The organism is Fodinibius halophilus, assembly GCF_011059105.1.
Classification (GTDB): domain Bacteria; phylum Bacteroidota; class Rhodothermia; order Balneolales; family Balneolaceae; genus Fodinibius; species Fodinibius halophilus.
The window spans coordinates 74363-91662 of the sequence record NZ_JAALLS010000006.1 but is presented as its reverse complement, the minus strand read 5'-3'; the positions used below and the strand labels follow the sequence as shown (position 1 = coordinate 91662).

The following is a 17300-nucleotide window of genomic DNA, read 5'->3' as shown; positions in this document are numbered from 1 at the left end:
TCCATTACGATATATTGAATCTGCTTTTAACTTTTTCACGGTAAGTTCCCCCTATGGGAATCTCATCTGTACTCAGAATAAGGCGATTGCCTTCCAGGTAGTTGACTTTATCGATGCATACAATAAAAGATTTGTGTACGCGCATAAAGTTAGACGGTAATTTTGTTTGGATATTCTTCAATGTTTCGTAGGTCGTCAACTTTTTATCAGAGATATGGATCGTTATATAATCTCCTAACGATTCGATATATGAGATGGAATCACTATCGATTCGGTATGTTTTGTGGTCGGCTTTTATAAAAAGGGTATTTTGTTGATTATCGTTCTGAACCCGATCCTCATATTTTGAAATTGCCTGCAGGAACCGTTCGAATGAAAATGGTTTGAGCAGGTAATCAATTACATCTAGCTCGTAGCCTTCCAAGGCATATTCGTCATAAGCAGTAGTTAAGATAACCTCCGGCGGGTTTCTCAGTGACTTTAAAAAGCTAATTCCCGAGAGGGTGGGCATGTTGATATCTAACAGTAATAAATCAGCGTGGTGATCAGTGAGGTAGCTTCGAGCCTGGAGCGCGTCGTCACAGCTTTTGAGTAGCTCTAGCCTTGGAACATCTGAGATATAACGCTCCAGTATCTGCTGGGCAGAAGGTTCATCATCAACAATTAGACAGGTGATAGTATTACTCATAGTAGTTCCAATTCTAAATCAACTTCAAAAAAACGATCATTTCGTTTAATGTCGAGGTTGTACTTATTCTCATAAAGCAACACAAGGCGGCGTCGTACATTTTCGAGTCCTAGTCCATTCGATATTTTGGGCAGTTCATGATCTTGAGAAATTCTGTTTTTCGTTTGCAGGCGAAGCTTCTGCTCCTCAATGGATAAAGAGATATCTATGGAGTCGTTTTTGAGGGGTGTGCTGCCATGTTTAAAACAGTTTTCAACAAATACCACAAGCAGTAAAGGGGCAATAGTTAGATTTTTGGGGCTGCCGGTCACCGAAAAATGAACCCTTTCAGGATGGTGGGTTCGGCTTTTATAAAGAGCCACAAACTTTTCGAGGTATTCAATCTCTTCCTCTAATGGTACTTTCTCATGATTCATCCGCTGGATTGCATAGCGCAAAAGCTCAGAAAGCTGAAGTACCGCAGGGGCTGTCTGGGATGATTTTTTAACGGCCAGAGCATAAATGTGATTGAGACTATTAAATAAAAAATGAGGATTTATTTGAGCTCGCAATGCTTTGAGCTCTGTAGCTATTTTTTCCTCTTTTATTTCGGCTAATGATTGCTGCATTTCAGCTTCCCTGAACCAGCTCCGTGATAGTTGCAACAGGGTTGTGATGCCCGTGAATGCCAGTATATATTGTAAAATTTGGTACCATTCAAAGTATGAGATGAAATAATAGTCGGGAAAGAGCCAGTCAGACAGATATTCGTAGGTAAGAATATTAAACCAGGTGGTTCCCAACATGGTAAGGGTTATTAACCCGGCATAGCCAAGGTATCTTCTATGAGCCAGCAAACGGGGAATAAGTGCAAAGCTGTTTATGATTACCGCCCCCCATATACTCAGCATAAATAGGCCGGTATATATAAGATCAATCTTTTTAATGGTACCATCGTAGGAAAAATGCTTTGTTAATACGAAGTAACAAAGCATCCAGAATAAAAAATACTGTACCCAGTGGTTGCTTAAAAAAGCAGTGGTATAGGTCTTAAGGCGGTCCACTAATCATTTATTTTGTTGAAAATAAGTTCATCCCCGTCATAGGCTTTTGGGTTATCTCCATACTTGCGGATAAATGCTTGCAAGTCGTTGGTAGAAGCCGTTAGCAAAAAGTTATCAAAAGAGACTTCATGTTTAATACGAATTTCTCTTTTTTTGATCAATTCCTTGATCCATTGCTCCCGAAACTGGTGCATTACAATTTTATCGTCATGCAGATCAACTTTTACAAAAAGGTGTACCGGGTATGAAAAGTTGTCTGCAGAGAAACCTGGATATTTATATAAATCCAAATAGTAGTTTTTATCAAGCTTTACAAGCCCGCCTACGAAAATTTCTGAATCTGCCTCGCCAATATCTGACTCAACAATCAAGTAGGTATTATCAAGATTAATCTCCTCAAAGGCCGCAATAAGACTATCATCCTCTTTGATACCAAGTGTGTCGCGAACCTGTTCATTTACTTTCAGGTCTTGTAGATGAAATACATTATAAACATCACTGTTTTCCTTTTTTTTCCACTTACCGGACAACTCTTCTTTTACCACCAAATCGTCAGGATTATAGAGGGGATGCACCGAAGGAATGCCACAACCGGTAAGAATGAAAAGGAGAAGTAGAACCGGGATACTATATGTTATTTTTTTCATGATTTATGGCTTTGTTGCGATTGAACTGTCCTCAACTAATGAAATTATAGGATGTCTCAAAAGGGGTTTTCGATGAACACCTGTTTTGACACGATGAATTCTCTTAAATGATTATAATATCAGGAGTGATTCATCAGAAAGCGGTTGAAATTGCTACTTCTTTTGAATTACTTCTCTCGTGTCCTAAAAAGAATTTAACCCACAGGTTTATGAAATATATTGGAGCTCATGTAAGTGCCGCAGGTGGTGTAGAAAACGTACCGGAACGGGCAGATGAAATTGGAGCTAAAGCGTTTGCCCTTTTTACTAAAAATCAGCGCAGGTGGGAGGCTCCGCCGCTTACCCCAGAAAGTATAGCGGGATTTAAACAGAAGTGTGCCGCTCTTAATTATAAGATGGATTACGTGATGCCTCACGACAGCTATTTGATTAATCTGGGCCATCCTGATGAGGATAAATTACAGAAATCAAGAAATGCTTTTACCGTTGAATTAAAGCGATGTGAGCAGCTTGGGATAGAACTGTTGAATTTTCATCCCGGTAATCATTTGAGCAAAATTAGTGTTGATGAGTGTCTGCAACGAAATTCTGAGTCCATAAATCGGGCATTGGAGCAAACGGAGGGCGTAACAGCTGTTATCGAAAATACTGCCGGGCAGGGCACCAGTATCGGTTATAAGTTTGAATACCTGGCTGAAATCATTGATGGCGTAGAAGATAAAAGCCGGGTGGGCGTCTGTATTGATACCTGTCATGCTTTTGCTGCGGGATATGATATGTCAACGGCCGAGGGATACCAACAAATGATGACTGAATTTGACCAAACCGTAGGGTTTGAGTATCTGAAAGGAATGCACTTAAATGATTCGCAAAAAGAGCTGGGAAGTAGGGTAGACCGCCATGCCAATATTGGGGAGGGCAAAATAGGAATAAAAGGTTTTGAGTTACTAATGCAAGATGACCGTTTTGATGATATCCCGATGATACTGGAAACTCCTAATACCGAGCGATGGCCCGAAGAGATTGAGCTACTCTATCAAATGGCAAAGTAAGCTTCTTAACGGGAGGTGGATAGGCGTCCCAGCCGCATAAAGATGGGAAAGGAAACCTCTAATTTTTGAGTTTCCGGAAGCTTAGATTTTAGCTTATTCATTGTTTTTGGAACCGGATTATACCCTTGGTCACTTTTCATCTTTTGGATGGCCGACCAACTATTAAAGTAGCCTTCCAGTTCATCTATCGACCAAGAAACGGTATACTCTAAGTTAGGAGTTTGGATCTCCTCAAAGGGAAAGGGGATGGTTCGGTAATACTGGTCCAGGTATTGACGGTTTTCATTGAAATAGGTACCAAAAGCCTCTTCATACAGGGCTTCTAAAATGGGATCTGCCTTATCGTTAATACTAATCATGCTATAGCCAATAACGGCCAGCAATCCTCCAGTTCTTCCCACCCGACAGACCTCATCATAGAATTCATCAAAATTAAACCAGTGAATAGCCTGAGCAACAGTGATTAAATCAAAGCGACCTTTGCAAAACCAGGCAGTCATCCTGAATGTAATGAAGGATCTCCCTTTCAACGGCAGTAGATGGATACTGGAGATTCTTCGACAAGCTCAGAATGACGAAATCAAAGGTTTTGCAAAGCCCTCTCAAAATGATTGGCTGGCAGCCCCGATTTTTCCGCAGCAGCAACCGAATAGGTGATGTTATTACCGCTGGGAGCATGCGACAACTGTTCTTTGCTAATATCGGTAGCTATTACACTATCAAAGGTGGTTGAAAGTACCCGGGCAACTTGCCCGGAACCGGTGGCACAATCCCATGCTCTTTCAGTAGCCTGTAAGTGATTAAAAATAATGTCGTAGAGCTCTTGGGGATAATGGGGTCGATACTTTGCATAGAGATCTGCTTGTTCCGAAAAGCGAGAACCCATGATAGTTTATTTAGAACCTTCGTAGATTTTTTCGCCTGCAGTAACTTTAATATTTAATCGGTTTCTGGGAGGGGGGATAGGACAGGTGGCAAAGCTGGTAAACACACAGGGCGGATTGTAAGCTTTGTTGAAATCAATATACGTATAGTCCTTTTCACCGGGGGTAGGAATATAGATATATCGTCCTCCGCTATATGTACTTTCTCCGTTTGTTTTATCACCAAAAATAATGAAAAACTCTTCATCTTTTTGTGGATGCCCAATGGGTAGTAAACTGTAGTCTTGTCCATCTACATAAAACTCAAGAGTTCCATAGATCATCTCCTCATAGGTATCTCCCAAAATATCAGGAATACTTACTGATCTTGGGGTATCAAATGGTTGGAATACTGCTTTAATTTTCCAGTCCGGGGAGATGGGAAATCGATCAATTCCATCGAAGCTGGTTAAGTTAGAATGCTCAGTATCTTTCAGGCGGATGTAGTAGTTGCCTCTTCGCTCAATAATGTACCAAAGCAGCGATTCGTGTTCTAATATAGTGGGGGTATCTTTTTTATCGGGACTGAGCTTTATCGAGGATATATCTTTACCATCATGCTTGACGGTTATATCCTTATGGATATCCATGTAAAAACTGCTGCCTTTTTTGGTGATGGTACCCAGCTTGCCTGCTGCTTTGGACGGGAATACAATATCATTAGTCGAATCGGCGCCGAATGAAAATGTACCCTCTTCCAACGGATAAAGTCCTGAGAGCGTTAACCAGCTGTCATTTTCTTTGAGGGAAGATATCCGTTGCTGGTGCCAGTCGTTGATGGTTTTTGTGTATTCTTTTGTGGGCTTTTGGGGCTCTTGGTTACTACAAGATATTAATGCTGTAAATAAAAATATGCTTAATAGAACAAATAGCGAGGTATGATATGATAAAAGTCTCATTGTATTTAACGATTTCATTAAGTGTCTAAATCAAGGTCTATTGAAACTTCTTTTGGTTGCTCAGGTAGTAGCGGAATCAGAAGTGCCCAAAGGTAACAAATGATTCCCATAGCTACGAAGCAGAGGGCAAAGGTGATATCATGTTCCAGCGCATTCATTTTTACTAACAGATTGTACCAGTCATGAGCCTCTTTGCCCAGCCCACCAATAAGTGGCAATTGACGGGCCCCGCCATCCGCAGCATAGCCTGCAACATCGAGCCAGCTAAAGCCCACAAGCACTAATGAAAACTGCATGCCAATCCGCTTTTTATTGAACCAAAAGTATGCAAATATTACAACCGGCAGTATTATTTGAAATAAGGAGCCCCCTAAAATCGTGATAAATCGTACGCCAAAAATACGAAAGAAAGTATGTCCGGCTTCGTGGGTGATCAGTAAAAAATTATCGACAAAAAAATTGACGATATTTAATGGAAAGGGGTAGTCATAATTGACCGCAAAGAAAATATTGTACTGTATAGCCCAATAGATTTGATGTAAGGAATATATGATAAAAGGAAGAATAAGAAGGGAAGCCCACCACCTTTTTAAAAATGATTTTGCAGCTCGTGTTATGTTTTGCTTATCCATTGGTATAATTAAATAAATTTACGAAAGGTTTTCGTACCCTTTATAAAATATTTATGAATTATACTGATGGGCAATAGGGTTTTGGGATCATCTTCAACGGTTCGCTGTTGCTGCAGGCGGGCTCGTTTATGTTGAGTTTTATCAAATGATTGCCAAAAGTGTAGATGGGCACGTGCAATGGCTTTAAACTCTGGCCAGTTGGTTCCAAGCAGAGAACGGAGGGCGGCCACAATATCGAGCAGGTAACGTCCAACAAACCGCCAGATATGTGTATCAGTGCTGCTATTTTTCCAGAGCATCCTCAGGTTATTACGGTAATTGTAATACACCTTGCGGGGAGATCCCATTGCCAAAGACCCGCCGCCGAGGTGATAAACGGTGCTATTGGCACAGTATCGTACTTTGTAGCCGTTATTCCAGAGACGCCAGCAAAGATCGATCTCTTCCATGTGAAATTCAAAATCCTCGTCAAATCCTCCCAGCTCATTAAAAATATCTTTTCGAATAGCCAAGGCTGCTCCGCTGGCCCAAAAGATATTGGAATCATCATTATACTGTCCCTCATCTTTTTCTACCGTATCAAAGACGCGTCCACGGCAAAAAGGATAGCCAAATTGATCAATAAAACCGCCGGCTGCACCAGCATACTCAAAATGAGAGGGCTGCTGGTCTGAGAGCATTTTGGGTTGAGCCGCAGCTACTTTGGGATTATGTTCAAAGCACTCTGCAAGAGCATTCAGCCAATCTGGTTCTACACGCACATCATTATTTAAAAACAGGAGAATATCACCGTCGGCATGGGGCACGGCGCGATTATTTCCACCACAATAGCCATAGTTTTTATCAAATTCAGCGATCTTTACCTCAGGGTAGTGTTCCCGAACCCATGCCTTGGAGCCATCCACAGAAGCGTTATCTGCCAATATTATTTCAAAGTTTGGATAATCTGTTTCGGCAACACTTGGGAAATAGTTTTTGAGATGATCAAGGGCATTCCATGAGACAATTATAATACTAAAAAAGGGCATATCGGATTTTGAATAATAAATAAATTGTTTTTCTTGCAAGGGATCGTGTCATTCACATAACTTTAAAAAATATCCCTGGCATTTAGCTGAAAATGATAAAGAATCATCTATGATCAAAGTCGGATTAATATCAGATACACATTCTTATTTAGATCCCCAGATCTTTGACTTTTTTGAAGATCGGGATGAAATCTGGCATGCGGGTGATTTCGGAACCCTTGAAATTGCCGATGAGCTGTTAACAATAGCTCCGGTTCTTGGCGTGTATGGCAATATTGATGGGCAGGATATTCGACAGGAGTACCCACTACATCAGCGTTTTGAGCGCCAGGGAATCGATTTTTGGATGACCCATATCGGCGGTACGCTGGGACGCTATTGTTTACCTATTCGCGAGGAGATGGAAAATGATCCGCCGGATGTTTTTATTTGTGGTCACTCACATATTTTAAAGATTGGGCGTGACCAGGAAAAGAATAAGATGTTGTTTATTAATCCCGGGGCAGCAGGTCGGCATGGATTCCAGGTATACCGCACGTGCGTGCGTTTTACTATTGATGAGGGACAGATTCAGGATGTTGAAGTGATCAACCTAGGGGAGAAGTGAGATATAAGATCGTGAGTATTGAGATTATGAGTAGTGAGATGTGAGATTTTGAGACTGTGAGATGTGAGTACTGGGATTTGAGAATAATCAGAGAGAGATTAATCAAAATAATTTGTAGGGAATGTGTGTTTATACAGTCTTACTACTAAGTGATAATAATTAAGACTGTTATTTACCCATGCATAGCTACAAAGAGTTAGATATTTGGCAGTCGGCTGTTGCATTAGTAACAAATGTTTATATGGCAACTTCAGATTTTTCGGCTGAAGAAAAATATGGATTGGTATCTCAGCTTCGTCGTTGTGTTGTATCCATCGGTTCAAATATAGCAGAAGGTTCCGGTCGGAATACAGACAAAGATTTTAATCGATTTTTGAGTATTGCTTATAGCTCATCCTGCGAGCTGGAATCCCAATTGATTATACCAACCAACCTGGGACATTTAACTGACTCTAAGAGCAACCGGCTCTGTAATGAAGTTATTGAACTTCAAAAAATGATCTACACCTACTCAAAAAGATTAGATCAAAAATAACGGTATTTCCAAGCCTAATGTACCCCACAAGCTCACATCTCACAGTCTCATATCTCACAGGGGTTCGTTATTCGAAGCGTTGGATTAATTCTACGGCATGGAAGGCTGAGAGCGTGACAAGTGGAATGCCGCCGCCCGGATGCGTGCTGCCACCTACCAGGTACAACCCTTTTACTGATCGTGACTTATTACGAGGGCGCATAAAGGCTGCAAATTTACTGTTGGATGAAGTGCCGTAGATGCTGCCTTTGTTACTTCGATAGCGCTGGTAAAAGTCTTTAGGGGTAATTGTTTGACTATACACAATATGATCTTCCAAATACGTAAGCCCCCGCTCTTGAAGTGTTCGTATAATCTTTCTTTTGTAGGATTCTGTTTCGGTCTCCCAGTCCAATTCATCACTTAGATATGGAGCATTAACCAGTACAAAAAGGTTTGAACCTCCCTCGGGGGCATCGCCCGGGTTTGAATGGGAAGTGTTGGCTATGTAAATAGTGGGATCATCGGGCATTACCTTTTCCTCGAAAATCTGTTGAAACTCATGTCTATAATTCTCAGAGAAAAAGATGTTATGATGCTCAAGGGCATTATAGGTTTTGTCAATACCCAATAAAAGCACAAAACCTGAGCACGACGGCTCAAGACGATCCATTTTTTTCTGTTTCAGGAGCGATAGGTCTTTTTCATCAAGAAAATTCAAATATGTTTCGGCAGCATCGGCATTAGAAACGACAACCTCTGCTGAATGGTGTGTGCCGGAGCTATCCCTGATCCCCGATATGGCCCCATTGGTAGTTTCTATTGCTGATATTTCTGTTTTGTATTGAATATGAACACCTAGCTTTTCAGCAAGCTCGGTCAGGGCTTCTACAAGAGCGTAGATGCCCCCGTCAATATAAAAGCCGCCCATTGCCAGCTCAACATGCGGAATAACATTTAGGGTGGCCGGGGCCTGGTAGGGCGAAGAACCATTATAGGTAGTGAATCTTTTAAAAAACTTTCGCAACAGCTCTGTTTCAAACATCTGATCGATACGCTCAGATACTGTTTGAAAAGCGTCAATCTTGAAAAAGTCGGTGAGGTTTAGTGAGCTTAAGTCCGAAAGGCCATACAGGGGATTAAAGAGAAATGCATCCTTAGTATGTTCATACAGCTTAGCAGCATATTCATTAAATTCTATAAAAGCTTCAACATCTTCGGGTGCATATTCCTGGAGTTGGGCAATATTCACCTCTTTCTCCTGGTAGCAGTCAAACTGGGATCCATCAGGATAGAAGTATCGGCAAATGGGATCTATAGGTTCAATATCAAGAAAATCATTGATCTCTACGTCGCACCGTTCAAATAATTTTTCAAGAATGAAGGGCATAGTGAGCAAGGAAGGTCCGGTATCAAAACGAAATCCATCAGCCCGAACTTCATTTATTTTTCCACCAGCTTGTTCATTTTTTTCAAGTATAGTAACCTGGTGTCCTTCTTTTGCTAACAGACAGGCAGCTGTCAAGCCACCAAGACCGGCACCAATAATTTTAATATCCATAAAAAGTATTATAAGAAATATTTAAGATGTAATCGTAAACCAATTAAGTTACATTTTGGGTTCCCAAATTTTAACAAGATTTGACAGTTAATGAAGCTCATTAGTTTGCAACTGTATATTTGCCAATTATTTTAAGGTTTGCCCATTTTTGCTCGGGTATTACATTTATTCAATAAAAAAGTCGGATTATGGATATCAATATTAGATGTAAGCGATCATTATCAGGGACAATACTGGGAGTTTTTTTATTATTGACTTCTTCGATAGTAGTGGCTCAAAGTGTGGAGGTAAAGGTTGATACTGCTGTCACCACTCATCATGAACAAAGGATCAATGGGCAAGAGGTAGCTTATACGGCTACTACCGGGAACCAGCCCGTGTGGGATGAAGAGGGAAAACCCATAGCCTCACTTTTTTATACCTACTATAAGCGTACGGATGTCGATAATTCGGAACGACGTCCCCTGGTTATTTCCTTTAACGGCGGGCCCGGTTCAGCTTCTGTTTGGATGCATATTGGCTATACAGGCCCTAAAAAGGTAAAAATTAGCGATGAAGGATTTCCTGTGCAGCCTTACGGGGTAGAAAATAATCCCCATTCAATACTCGATGTTGCCGATATTATATATGTGAATCCCGTAAATACCGGGTTTTCGAGAATTGTTGATAAAGAGGTTAAAAAGAAAAAGTTTTTTGGCGTGAATGCCGATATTGAATACCTGGCGGACTGGATCGATACGTTTGTTTCGCGGCACGATCGGTGGAAATCCCCAAAATTTTTAATAGGAGAGAGTTATGGAACTACGCGGGTCTCCGGACTGGCTGATGAACTGCAGGATTCCCAGTGGATGTTTCTAAACGGTGTTATCCTGGTATCACCAACAGGACTTGGTATCGATCGTGACGGCCCGGTAGGAGATGCGTTAACGCTGCCCTATTTTACCGCAGCGGCCTGGTATCATAATGCCTTGCCCAAAGAGCTGCAAGAGCGGGATCTTTCGAAAATACTGCCCGAAGTAGAAGCCTACACCATTGACACTTATATTCCGGCCTTGGCAAAAGGGGGCGCCCTGGATGAGTCTAAAAAAGAAGAAGTAGCAAAAAAAGTTTCTTATTTCTCCGGCATTTCTAAAAAAGAAATACTCAATCGGAATTTGAGCATCTCTACTTCATTCTTTTGGAAAGAGCTGCTTCGCGATGAAAAAGAACTGACAATTGGTCGTTTAGATTCAAGGTATAGGGGGCAAGATCCCGAAAATGCAGGGAATCGCTACACTTACGATCCGGCCTTGAGTTCCTGGAATCACGCATTTACCCCAGCTATCAATCATTATTTACGTAGTGACCTTGGCTATAATACAGATTTACAATACTGGATGTTTGGACCGGTACACCCCTGGGATCGTGATAATAACAGAACCGGAAAGAACTTGCGGTCGGCGATGAATGAAAATCCTTATTTGAATGTGATGGTGCAGTCGGGGTATTACGACGGAGGAACACCCTATTTTGATGCAAAATATACGATATGGAATATGGATCGTAGTGGCAAGCTGCAAGATCGCATACAGTTTAAAGGCTACAGAAGCGGGCATATGATGTACTTGCGTAAAGAGGATCTTGAAGCAGCAAATAATGACATTAGAACATTTATCAAGCAGTCAATTCCGAAAGATGGAGTACCTGCCAAATATTAATAACTATAGAATATTATTCATGAATAATTTAAAAGTACTTGCACTGGTAGTAGCTATCGCTTTCAGTGGCTGGGGATGTAATACTGTAGAGAAACCTTCAGACTATTTCCTCTTTGTGGGCACTTATACCGGGGAAAGCAGTGAAGGTATCTATCTTTATAAGTTTGATGCCAGCAGTGGTAGCGTAGATTCAATTGGGGTTACCAAAGGAGTTGATAATCCCTCTTATTTAACGTTATCAAAAGACCATACCAACTTATATGCAGTAAACGAAACAGCTGATTCGGCCAGCTCTGCGGTAAGTGCTTTTTCATTTGATAAAGAGAATCAAAAATTAACCTTTTTGAATAAACGATCCAGCAGGGGAGGGGCTCCGTGTTATATAAGTATTGATGAAAATGGGAAAGCCGTATTTGCAGGTAATTATGTTGGAGGGTCGGTCTCAATGTTCCCGGTTCGGGATGACGGTTCTTTGGCAAAAGCAAAGGCCACAATTCAACACCAGGGAAGCAGCATCAATAAAAACCGTCAAAATAGCCCGCATGTGCATTGCACAGTACTATCTGCGGATGGGAAGCATCTGCTAGTAAGTGATTTGGGTACGGATAAGGTCTACGGGTATCCGTATGACAGCACGGCGGTAAGCCTTGCATCGACACCGGCATTTTCGCACACCACTAAAGCGGGCAGCGGTCCCAGGCATATCACCAATCATCCCAATGGTAAGCTCGCATACCTGGTAAGTGAACTTAAGGCCACAGTTTCAGCCTTTGCATACCGCGGAGACTCGCTCAATCATATTCAGACTGTTAGTACCCTGGCAGAAGAGTACGAAGGACCTAACACGGCCGCTGATATCCATATATCGCCAGATGGGCGGTTCCTATATGCTTCGAATCGTGAAGATCTTAATGACATTGTCATTTATAATATCGACCAACAAGAGGGGACACTGACCCATGTGGGAAGGCAATCGACAAAGGGAGTACATCCCCGGAATTTTGTGATCGATCCGACGGGGAACTTTCTTTTAGTTGCTAATCGCAAGACCGACAATATCGTAATCTTTAAACGGAATAAAGAGGACGGCTCTTTAACTGCAACAGGACAGGAGATTAAGGTATCTCAGCCCGTATGCCTCAAGCTTATACCAGTACGGTAGCTTGTAAAACCAGCTGTCGTCTTATGTTTAATCAGCCACTATTAATTGATATATAAGATTAGCCTCTCTTAGGTTAGTGTTTCCTGAAGGCAAGCAAAGATCACTTCCGTTGGTTGAGATGACATTAGGAAGTTGTAGGAAATAAATGCTTATTTTTTTAAACAATGAGTCATTTCGAACGTAGTGAGAAATCGTTGTTCTACCGTTGTTCTGTACGGATACTTGTTTCGGGGTCCACTTTTATACATCACCCTTCATCTCTACCCAATATTTTTTAGATTTTCCAAGTTTCTAAAACTTGGAAAATCTATCGATGAGAGACAGCTATGTTCTAAGTCGCAACTTGGCCACAGTCTCAATATGATAGGTCTGGGGAAACATATCTACCGGTTGGATATCTTGTATTTCATATACTTCGTTAAGCTTTTTGAGATCTCGTGCCATAGTAGAGCTGTTACAGCTTACATACACGATTTTGGGTACTTTCAGTTCTATGAGTCGTTCTACAACATCCGGGTGCATACCTGCGCGAGGCGGATCGGTCACTAAGCAGTTCGGGTCTCCGTACCGATCGGAAATCTCCTCTGTAAATACATCTTTCATGTCGCCCTTTACAAAAGAGACGTTGTCAATATTATTTTTTTCGGCATTTTTTTGTGCATTCCTGATTGCTACTTCTTCGAGTTCAATGCCTACAACTTTCTTTGCTTTGTCACTTAGGTAGATGGTTAAAGTGCCAACACCGCAGTAGAGGTCATAGATAATATCATTGTCACGGATACCGGCAAAATCTTTGACAATTTTATAGAGCTGTTCAGCCTGGGGCGTATTGGTTTGGAAAAAGGCGTTGGCGTCAATGTTAAAACGATAGTCGCCGATCTTATCCGTAATATAACCCGGCCCGTGAATGATCTTTTCATATCGCCCCTCAGAGGTGGGAGACTTTGTGTCGTTCACATTATTGATGATTGTGGTAATCTCAGGAAATTCTTTTAATAGAGCTTCAGCAAGTGGCTCAATCAGACCTTGGTCATCTTGATAGGTTACGATATTAACCATCAGATCATCTGTATAGTACGCTTTTCTGATGATCAGATTACGCATAAACCCTTTGTGATCAATTCGATTAAAGGGGGCAATATTATTCTCTACACACCACTGGCGAAAGAAATCCATTATTTTGTAGGAAATAGGGTCCTGCAGATGACATTCGTTGATGTTCAGGATCTTATCGAACCGTCCGGGGGCATGCAACCCTACTGCAAAGCAGCGATCATCCACATATTCATCACGATTTACTTCTTCTTGACTTAGCCATCGTTTATGCCCGATAGAGTACTCCATCTTATTGCGATAGTAAAAGGGAAGATCACAACCAATGATGGGGTTTACTTCGAGATCTGTAAGTCCGCCGATGCGGTGAATGTGATCTCGGACCTGATCTCGTTTAAACTCTTTTTGATGCTCGTAGGAAACGTGCTGCCAACTGCAACCCCCACAATTTTTAGCATGTTGACATTTAGGATCAATACGGTAGGGGCCTTTCTCCAAAACCTCCAGGAGTTTAGCTTCAGCGTAGCTTTTTTTCTTTTTTAGGATACGTGCCTTGATACGGTCGCCGGGTGTAGTATTGGGTACAAAAACTGCTAGTCCATCAATTTTACCAATACCTTTGCCTTTGTATGCTGCATCATCAATATCAAGTTCAATGTCTTGTCCTTTTTTTAATGCCATTAGGGTGGTGCTAGAGCGAGTTTTCGTTTTGTTGGTTGAAGTACGTTTTAAACTGCAGAGAAAAAGCGTGTTCGGCCGTACTAACTTTTTTCAGTTCTTTCGTCACAATTTCAAGCTGTTTCATGGAGATCATGGCTAATGTCTCCATGAATTTTACTGCAATACTGGGATGTCGTTTTTTTAGGGTTTCAAAATCAGGTTTGAAAAACCCCATTAAGACGCAATCAGTGAGGCATTTTACGCTACTGATACGTCTCAGTTCGTAGCCAATAGAGAGGGCCCCAAAACTTTCTGGTGATTCAATAATACAACTTTGCGGTTCGCCCTCCGACCCGGGATCGGGTTCTACAATTAGCTCAACTTTCCCTTCTTCAATAAAATACATACCGGTACCGGGATCGCCTTGGTAATAGATATGTTCATTTTCTTTGTATTTTCGTCGATGGCAATACTGTAAAAACTCTGAACGCTCCAGGGTCGTCAGATTTTTGAGAAAGCGGGATTTAAAAATAATTTCCCCTTTGTTCTTAACTTTGCCAAACTTTTTAGATCCAAACATCATCTCTGATTTTATGATAAATTATACCGACAAGTTCTATGCTGTATGCCAATAAATCAATTGTAGAGTACAATTAGAACGAATGGCCAATACCAAAACTAAAGTATAGCTTTTTATCGTTAAACCAACCTTTTTGTAGATCGTGAATGCGGAATGCGAAATCAAATCGGGCTACAACATATTCCCAGTCCAAACGAAGACCTAAGCCGGAACTAACGGCAATTTGTTTATGAAAATTATTGAATTTGAATTTCCCAAGTTTAAGTAATCGTTCTCTCTGGCTGGCTGTTGTTTGTCCATTTCCGCTGTTTGAGGGAAATTCAGTACGCGGGCCATACCAAATGTTGCCGGCATCTGTAAACCAGCCCGCAATCCAATCAGCAGAGAAAAAGTCGCGAATAAAACGTTGTCTGACCTCAGTTTGTGCCAAAAGCTTAATTTCTCCACCATTGATTGTTACATCATCAAGTGGAATTGCTCCCGGTCCCAAACTGTAGATATCCCACCCGCGGATGTCGTTATTACCGCCGGCATAAAACCGTTGGTTTAGGGGGATAGAAGTGCTCTTGCCGTAGGGTAATGCAATTCCCACAAATCCACGATATCCAAAAACAGCATTATTAGAAATGGGTATATATCGCCGGTAATCTGCTGTTCCTTTAATAAAACGGCTGTAGGCAAGGTTATTTTGACTACCCGGTATTATAGGGGGCAGATGTCCCTCAAGAGTATTTGGGGTGACAATAAGTTTATCCGTTAAAAAGGGAATATTCCCGCCTACGGCTATTGAGTACTCGCTAAAATAACCGTGATCTCGTTTGATTAGGTCAGTTCGTTTACTCCGAAAGGTGTAGCGAAGTATAGATGAGACTTGCGGACGAAAATCTTCAAGAATTCTTTTATACTCGAAAGAATCTTCTCCAAAATCGTTGCGCAAGGCTTCTCGGAATTGGGGCGAGGGGTCGGTGTCCAGGAGGTCTAGTTCTATAAGGTCAAGGAAGCTGGAAAAACGATCATTATGTTGTACTTCGTATCGCAGGTTAAACCGAATATCTGAATTGATATCAAACAGTAGCTGATCAGACCGGCTGAAAGAAAGACCATAGCGGGTTCTTCCGTTTGAGAAGAAAATATTCTCATCAAATGCTCTAAAAGGGAACGTGAGCCGGGGAAGTGTATAGTTTATACGCGATTCAAAACTCTGAAAGAATCGGCCATCATATGTTCCGTTACCAGATCCTGAGGCAATATCGCGAACCGTTTCGGATGATACGTATTCAAAGCTACCGTTAAGACTTATTTGAAGATTTTCTGCTTTTCCAAACAGATTGTTGTTGGTGTAGGTTACTCCTGCACCTGAACCAAAACCGTAGCGTTTCATCCCAAACAGGTTTAAATTAATAGAATGCTTGGGAATAGTTTGGAGAGAAAACATAACGGGAATCCGGTCGTTGGAATAGTTGGGTAAGCCCCCATCTTCGCTAAGCCCAAATTGACGGATAGTAAGCATGCCCAGGTTTTGAAACTCATTTACAGAACGAATATATAGTTCGTTATTGAAAGTATCGCCAGGCTTGAAAAGCACCTGACCTGTTAACAGGCTGAACTTTGTTTGAGCCGACTTTTCTTTTTGAAGAAATATCTTAACATCACCTTTTGTACGTTCAGAGTTTTGCAGGGTGTCTCGTTGTTGGTAATGAGTGGTGTCATCAGGGCCGGCAAGGGATATGTATAGGTCGCCGAAAGTATATTTTTTCCCCGAGTTAATGTTGAACAGTGCATCAAGCTGATGGCGATTGGTTGAATCATGCCTCATCAACACATTGATCGAGTCTTTTTGAACAGCCGCATACCCGTTGTTTTTTAAAAAGGTGATTAATCTATTTCGCTCTGTTGTTAAATCATTTTCGGAATAACGTTTATATACAGTAAAGGTAGAGTCGTTAATACTACTTTTTGTGAGCGGGCTGTCATCCAGAAACTGGGGTACCAGGGTAGAGTCTTTAAATTGAGGTATGCCAGAATAGGCTATCGTTTGAATATTGAAAGCTTTCTTTTCGTCAATCAGAAAGGAAACTTCGACACGATTTTTTTTAAATTCGACAATATTGGTATCGACCTCTGCTTCCAGGTAACCGATGGTTTTGTAATACTGCTTTATCCGTTCGATATCGTTGGTTACGGTTGCTCGATTTAAATAGGCGGGTTCTTCGCCAAACTTGTTGGTGAGTTGCCAAATGAAATACCAGGGGGTAAACCGGGGGATACCCAGGAACTCGCGATTGGTTTGGGTGCGGATAAGAGTTTCAAGGGTATTATCCTTTACATTATCATTACCTACAAAACGTATAATACGCACGACGTTGTCAGTGGTATCACTGCTTACGGTGGTATTTTGAGATAAAGCAATAGCAGGAGAGCTCGCAGAAATAATCCCGAGCAAGCATAATAAAAAAACGAAAAAAGTGATGTCGCGACTCAAAAGGGCAAAGAGGGTGATTAAGAAATTCCAAAAAAAAGCGGTTGCAGGCTCGAACCGTACAACCGCTTGAAG

Annotated in this window: 17 protein-coding genes; 5 read left to right on the top strand and 12 right to left on the bottom strand. The window is 41.4% G+C overall.

Annotated elements, in window-relative coordinates; genetic code table 11:
* Window positions 1-4 precede the first annotated feature (4 nt).
* From G3569_RS06275 to G3569_RS06265, 3 genes are read right to left on the bottom strand one after another with little or no spacing between them, the layout of a single operon-like run.
* Window positions 5-688: a LytR/AlgR family response regulator transcription factor gene (locus tag G3569_RS06275; protein ID WP_205720054.1), complete on the bottom strand. Its 684-nt coding sequence runs from the start codon at window positions 686-688 to the stop codon at window positions 5-7.
* Window positions 685-1731, bottom strand: a complete 1047-nt coding sequence (locus G3569_RS18905; protein ID WP_165267189.1) for a sensor histidine kinase — start codon at window positions 1729-1731, stop codon at window positions 685-687. The genes G3569_RS06275 and G3569_RS18905 overlap by 4 nt, the downstream gene beginning before the upstream one ends.
* A complete protein-coding gene (locus G3569_RS06265; protein ID WP_165267187.1) occupies window positions 1731-2378 on the bottom strand; it encodes an LptM family lipoprotein in 648 nt (215 codons plus the stop codon). The genes G3569_RS18905 and G3569_RS06265 overlap by 1 nt, the downstream gene beginning before the upstream one ends.
* 209 nt (window positions 2379-2587) lie before the next feature.
* Between G3569_RS06265 and nfo the strand changes: the two genes are divergently transcribed.
* Window positions 2588-3430, top strand: coding sequence for a deoxyribonuclease IV (nfo, locus tag G3569_RS06260; RefSeq protein WP_165267185.1), 843 nt, complete (start codon window positions 2588-2590; stop codon window positions 3428-3430).
* Between the two features lie 5 nt (window positions 3431-3435).
* Here nfo and G3569_RS06255 read toward each other — a convergent pair whose 3' ends face one another.
* The 5 genes from G3569_RS06255 to G3569_RS06235 form a co-directional block, all read right to left on the bottom strand.
* Window positions 3436-3930 (bottom strand): methyltransferase domain-containing protein, encoded by a 495-nt coding sequence (locus G3569_RS06255; RefSeq protein WP_165267183.1) that lies wholly within the window; start codon window positions 3928-3930, stop codon window positions 3436-3438.
* A gap of 80 nt (window positions 3931-4010) precedes the next feature.
* Complete coding sequence (locus G3569_RS06250) at window positions 4011-4316, bottom strand: class I SAM-dependent methyltransferase (protein WP_165267181.1); 306 nt, start codon at window positions 4314-4316, stop codon at window positions 4011-4013.
* A gap of 6 nt (window positions 4317-4322) precedes the next feature.
* Window positions 4323-5252 (bottom strand): DUF1684 domain-containing protein, encoded by a 930-nt coding sequence (locus tag G3569_RS06245; protein ID WP_165267179.1) that lies wholly within the window; start codon window positions 5250-5252, stop codon window positions 4323-4325.
* Between the two features lie 17 nt (window positions 5253-5269).
* On the bottom strand, window positions 5270-5884 hold the full coding sequence (locus G3569_RS06240) for a hypothetical protein (RefSeq protein ID WP_165267177.1): 615 nt from the start codon (window positions 5882-5884) through the stop codon (window positions 5270-5272).
* Between the two features lie 8 nt (window positions 5885-5892).
* Window positions 5893-6912, bottom strand: a complete 1020-nt coding sequence (locus G3569_RS06235; RefSeq protein ID WP_165267175.1) for a glycosyltransferase family 2 protein — start codon at window positions 6910-6912, stop codon at window positions 5893-5895.
* A gap of 109 nt (window positions 6913-7021) precedes the next feature.
* Between G3569_RS06235 and G3569_RS06230 the strand changes: the two genes are divergently transcribed.
* A complete protein-coding gene (locus tag G3569_RS06230) occupies window positions 7022-7519 on the top strand; it encodes a metallophosphoesterase family protein (RefSeq protein WP_165267173.1) in 498 nt (165 codons plus the stop codon).
* A 178-nt stretch (window positions 7520-7697) separates the two neighbouring features.
* A complete protein-coding gene (locus G3569_RS06225; protein ID WP_165267171.1) occupies window positions 7698-8054 on the top strand; it encodes a four helix bundle protein in 357 nt (118 codons plus the stop codon).
* 67 nt (window positions 8055-8121) lie between these two features.
* Here the strand turns inward: G3569_RS06225 and G3569_RS06220 are convergent, their stop codons facing one another.
* On the bottom strand, window positions 8122-9594 hold the full coding sequence (locus tag G3569_RS06220) for a phytoene desaturase family protein (protein ID WP_165267169.1): 1473 nt from the start codon (window positions 9592-9594) through the stop codon (window positions 8122-8124).
* A 188-nt stretch (window positions 9595-9782) separates the two neighbouring features.
* On the opposite strand from G3569_RS06220, the gene G3569_RS06215 reads away from it, so the two are divergent.
* Together G3569_RS06215 and G3569_RS06210 are read left to right on the top strand one after the other, a co-directional pair.
* Window positions 9783-11291 (top strand): S10 family peptidase, encoded by a 1509-nt coding sequence (locus G3569_RS06215; protein ID WP_165267167.1) that lies wholly within the window; start codon window positions 9783-9785, stop codon window positions 11289-11291.
* 19 nt (window positions 11292-11310) lie between these two features.
* Window positions 11311-12453, top strand: a complete 1143-nt coding sequence (locus G3569_RS06210; protein WP_165267165.1) for a lactonase family protein — start codon at window positions 11311-11313, stop codon at window positions 12451-12453.
* Between the two features lie 324 nt (window positions 12454-12777).
* On the opposite strand, the gene rlmD is transcribed toward G3569_RS06210, so the two are convergent.
* The 3 genes from rlmD to G3569_RS06195 form a co-directional block, all read right to left on the bottom strand.
* The gene (rlmD, locus tag G3569_RS06205; RefSeq protein ID WP_165267162.1) at window positions 12778-14187 is read right to left on the bottom strand and encodes a 23S rRNA (uracil(1939)-C(5))-methyltransferase RlmD; all 1410 of its coding nucleotides are present in this window, start codon (window positions 14185-14187) and stop codon (window positions 12778-12780) included.
* A 10-nt stretch (window positions 14188-14197) separates the two neighbouring features.
* Entirely contained in the window at window positions 14198-14749 is a 552-nt protein-coding gene (locus G3569_RS06200; RefSeq protein WP_240894621.1) for a cyclic nucleotide-binding domain-containing protein, read from the bottom strand.
* Between the two features lie 70 nt (window positions 14750-14819).
* Complete coding sequence (locus G3569_RS06195) at window positions 14820-17228, bottom strand: BamA/TamA family outer membrane protein (RefSeq protein ID WP_205720053.1); 2409 nt, start codon at window positions 17226-17228, stop codon at window positions 14820-14822.
* Window positions 17229-17300 lie beyond the last annotated feature (72 nt).